Source organism: Gemmatimonas sp., from assembly GCF_044345575.1.
Classification (GTDB): domain Bacteria; phylum Gemmatimonadota; class Gemmatimonadetes; order Gemmatimonadales; family Gemmatimonadaceae; genus Gemmatimonas.
The window spans coordinates 1-3986 of the sequence record NZ_JBIJAW010000297.1 but is presented as its reverse complement, the minus strand read 5'-3'; the positions used below and the strand labels follow the sequence as shown (position 1 = coordinate 3986).

General features: G+C 67.4%; 4 protein-coding genes and 1 tRNA gene. 2 read left to right on the top strand and 3 right to left on the bottom strand.

Features of this window, described 5'->3' with window-relative positions; all coding sequences use genetic code 11:
• Positions 1-43: 43 nt before the first annotated feature.
• Positions 44-502 carry a MarR family winged helix-turn-helix transcriptional regulator gene (locus ACIQ6O_RS13915; RefSeq protein WP_396208385.1) on the bottom strand — a complete coding sequence of 153 codons (459 nt, stop codon included), beginning with the start codon at positions 500-502 and terminating at the stop codon, positions 44-46.
• Positions 503-666: 164 nt separating this feature from the next.
• Here ACIQ6O_RS13915 and ACIQ6O_RS13910 point away from each other — a divergent pair.
• Positions 667-738, top strand: a tRNA-Cys gene (locus tag ACIQ6O_RS13910).
• Between the two features lie 76 nt (positions 739-814).
• On the opposite strand, the gene ACIQ6O_RS13905 is transcribed toward ACIQ6O_RS13910, so the two are convergent.
• Both ACIQ6O_RS13905 and nhaA read right to left on the bottom strand, forming a co-directional pair.
• Positions 815-1717: a hypothetical protein gene (locus tag ACIQ6O_RS13905; protein WP_396208384.1), complete on the bottom strand. Its 903-nt coding sequence runs from the start codon at positions 1715-1717 to the stop codon at positions 815-817.
• Between the two features lie 243 nt (positions 1718-1960).
• Positions 1961-3148 carry a Na+/H+ antiporter NhaA gene (gene nhaA, locus ACIQ6O_RS13900; RefSeq protein ID WP_396208383.1) on the bottom strand — a complete coding sequence of 396 codons (1188 nt, stop codon included), beginning with the start codon at positions 3146-3148 and terminating at the stop codon, positions 1961-1963.
• 168 nt (positions 3149-3316) lie between these two features.
• Here nhaA and ACIQ6O_RS13895 point away from each other — a divergent pair.
• Positions 3317-3986 (top strand): hypothetical protein (locus ACIQ6O_RS13895; protein ID WP_396208382.1); only part of this gene is annotated, 670 nt, incomplete at its 3' end.

Here is a 3986-nt window from a genome sequence, read left to right as displayed (position 1 = left end):
GAAATGTTCCGGTGGCCGGTGGACGCGCTCCGTGTCGATGCGATCAGCTGTTGGGGCAGTTACGGCGCACGCCCGTGAGCAGCGCGAGCAGCTGCTGGCGGTCTGGCTCGGAGAGCCCCTCGAACACCCCCGCCTCCGCCTCGGCGACGCTGGGGCCGGCCTGGGCGATCAGCTCGCGTCCTTTCTCCGTGAGCATCGCATGCACGATTCGACGGTCTTGTGTATCTCTTGATCGAGACACCAATCCAGCACTATCAAGCCGGTCGAGCATTCTGGTCACATCCGGGCCGGGAGCGGCCAGATGACGACCCAGCTCGCTGCACCCGGCACCCGACGCCGCGAGGCGTTCCACGACCAGTAGCAGCTCGAGCTGCGCGGCGGTGACCCCGAAGGGTTCGAGCACTCGGGTGAGCGACCGCTCCACGTGCGCCGCCGCCGCGCGCAGGGCGAAGACGGTGCTGCTGAGGCTTAGATGGGTGTCGGGGGCGGATTCGGTACTCATCTTAGTACTAAGTGTACTGTCTCAACGAATGTCGTCAAGGAACCCAACGCGGATAATTCGCCGGCCTCCGCTACCAACACCGTGTGGCGTGCAATACATTCCGTTTCTCTGCGCCACGAACATGGTCACACGCGGCACCACGACCATGAGAGCACTGAGAGATCGGCGCCGTCGCCAAGTGGTAAGGCACTAGACTGCAAATCTGGCATTCGTCGGTTCGATTCCGACCGGCGCCTCTGCAAAACCCGCCGTCCCCGATTGGGGCACGGCGGGTTTTCTCTTGGCCGGTAGCCGATTCGCTACCCGGGGGCCTCAGTTCCAGTAGGCGCTCAAGTCGTAGTAGCTCGAGCCCCCCTGCGGATCGTAGATGCGGATGACCGCCGTGTAGCCGTTCCACGCCGTGGGCTGCTGTACGACCTGGACACTCCCGCGACCGCCGTTCTGATCGACGGTCACGGTGACATCCCGATTGGGCAGACCGGCGCCACGCACGTTGCTGTTCACGTCTTCGACGCGACGACCGCTGCGGGTGATCGTTTCGACGCTCCGCCCGTTGATGCGCAATTCGACTACATCGTCGACGCGACCACTCCAGCGGATGGAGCCGCGCCCTCCGTCGCCGCGGCGGTCATCGCGGTTGTCGCTGGTGCGGTCGCGCCGATCGTCACAGTCCCGATCACGACCGCCGCGCCCCAGCCTCCACCCCCACCCCCAGCCGCCGCCGTTGTTGTTCCAGCCGCAGCGGTCCCAATCCCCTCGATCACGATCACGATCACGGTCACGCCGGTCGCGATCCCGCGTGTCTCGATCGTCGTAGCGTCCGTCACCAGTCCAATACGCGGTCACGCGGTAGCTATCGGCGCCGCCGCGCGGGTCGCGAATGCGAATCGTTGCGGCATAGCCGTTCCGCGCCGACGGCTGCTCGACCACATCCACGTCGCCGCGGCCGTCGAGCAGCTGCACCTCCACATCGCCGCGATTGCGCGGCAACGCCTCGGTGATGCGGGCACGGTTGGGAAGCCCGGCATCCACGCCGCGGGTACGCACGTCCCGGCCGCGCATGGTGATGTACACCTCGCGGTCCACCCGCCCGTTCCACGTGAAGAGCTGGCGATCGAATGGCGCAGCATGGGCCACGGTGTCGGCCGCACTCGCGACGGACATGATGGCAAACAGCACAGGCGAAAGCACACGGGTCGAACGACGCAGAATCATGGTGTCCTCTGGGTGACAGGTAGCCGACCGTAGCGCATCGGCAATGCCATCCCTGCCACCACCCGCCCCTGGGACTCTCCGCCAACCGACACCATCACCCAAGTGCCTGTGCACGCAATCGGTTACGCGTTCGATGCCCGGGGGCCGGCCACGGCGCGGTGCGCTCGCGACGAAACCCCACTGTCCGCCCAAGGGGACACCACGTGGCAACTTCGGCGGACGATACCATCCGCCTTACGCCGCTCAGTTCGCCGGGGCGCCGCGTTCGCGTGAGGCCACCACCCTGGCGCGCGTCGCCAGGTACAGCGCGCCGATGGTTCCTGTGATGACGGACCCGCTGAGGACACCGATCTTGGCGGCATCGAGCTGGGCACTCTCGCCGAACGCCAGCCCGGCGACGAACAGCGCCATCGTGAACCCGATGCCGCCGAGAATGGACACGCCGAAGAGACCGTCGAACGTGCTGCCGGTGGGAAGCTCTGCCCACCGGAGCTTCACGGCCAGCCAGGCCGCGCCGAAGATGCCCACGGGCTTCCCGATGAGTAGCCCCAGCGCGGTGGCCGTGACCGCGGGCTGCATGGCGAAGGCGGCCACGTCGGCGGGGAGGGTCACGCCCGCGTTGGCCAGCGCGAAGAGCGGCACGATGCCGAGATTCACCGGCTTGGCCAGCACTCGTTCGATCTTCCGCTGCACGCAGTCGTCGCCCCGCGAGGGGATCGTGACTGCGAGCAGGACGCCGGCGATGCTCGCGTGCACGCCCGACTGGTACACGGCCACCCACAGCAGGACGCCGCCAAGCAGGTAGGGCCAGACCGTCTGCACGCCGCGCCGATTGAGCCACAGCAGCACCGACATGATGGCGATCGTGGCCGCCAGCGCCACCGTCACCACGCTCGGCGTGTAGAACACCGCGATCACGATGACCGCGCCGATGTCATCGGCGATGGCCAGCGCCGCGAGGAAGATGCGGAGCGGCGCGGGCACACGATCGCCGAGGAGCGCCACGATGCCGAGCGCGAACGCGATGTCGGTGGCCATGGGGATGCCCCAGCCACGCGCGGCGGGCGTGCCGGCGGCGACGAGGGTATAGATCAGCGCGGGCGCGAGCATGCCGCCCGCGGCACCGACGACTGGCAACGCGGCCTGCTTTACCGACGACAGCGCCCCGTCCTGGATTTCGTGCTTGATCTCGAGTCCGACCAGCAGGAAAAACACGGCCATGAGGCCGTCGTTGATCAGATGCAGCGTGGACCAACCGAAGAGTTCCGCGTGTAGCAGTGCCCGATAGCTCGACCCGGCAGCCGAGTTGGCCCAGGTGATGGCCACGGCGGCGCAGACGAGCAACAGGACTCCGCTGAACACCTGGCTCGGTGGCGGCGACTTCTCGGAGACGTAGCCTTCTTCGTCGTTGATCGGAGTGTCGTGAGACATGCCTCAAGCTAGCCGCGAGAGGCGATACGAGTGGGCACGAGTGGGCATATCTTACGGGGGAATCGCACGACCACCACCCGCCGGCCCCTTGCCTCGGGGCTGGCCGTTGCTCGACCCTTGGCCTCTCGTACCAACGCCCTGATGCGCGTCCGGTTTTTTCCTGCAGCGATGTCGTTGACGCTGCTGGCCAGTGCCGCGTTTTCCGTCGCGGGTGGTCAGTCGACCGCCGATGCGAAGCCGAACCGCGTGAGCGCCGGCGCGTGGCGTGATCCCGCGGCCGACTCGCTCGTGCAACGCGCGATTGCGCGACGGGGGCTGCAGCTGGCCGACAGCACGCTGCTGAGTTATCGCGCCGATGCCCACGGGTTCCTCGCCTTTCTCGCGCAACTTGGCGAAGGCGTGGTGATTCCGCCGCGCGTGGTGCAGAGCGAAGAACTGGCATTGCAGATCGCGTGGTGGCAGCCGGGGCGCAGCGCCCAGCGCCTCGTGGGGCGTCGCGACACCACGCTGCTGCCCGCCGACGTGGGGTACTATCGCGACCGCTACGGGGTCGTGCTGGACAACCTGCCCGATCGCATCCGCCTCGGCGACGGGCAGGACGTGCGCGATGTGTCGCATCCGCTCGGCGCCAATGCGCCGCAGCTGTACGAGTACACCATGGGGAGTCCGGTGCGCATCGGGCTGCCGGGCCGGGACATCCTCGTGGACGAGGTGAAATTCCGTCCGCGCAATGGTGCGCTGCCGGGAGCGATCGGGTCGGTATATCTCGATCGCGAAACCGCCGCGGTGGTGCGCCTCTCGATGACGTTCACGCGCGCCGCCATTCTCGACAAGCGTA

Bases quoted from the DNA above. Each gene is read 5' to 3' on its own strand.
- ACIQ6O_RS13915 (WP_396208385.1), bottom strand. From the start codon at position 502: ATGAGTACCGAATCCGCCCCCGACACCCATCTAAGCCTCAGCAGCACC.
- ACIQ6O_RS13905 (WP_396208384.1), bottom strand. From the start codon at position 1,717: ATGATTCTGCGTCGTTCGACCCGTGTGCTTTCGCCTGTGCTGTTTGCC.
- nhaA (WP_396208383.1), bottom strand. From the start codon at position 3,148: ATGTCTCACGACACTCCGATCAACGACGAAGAAGGCTACGTCTCCGAG.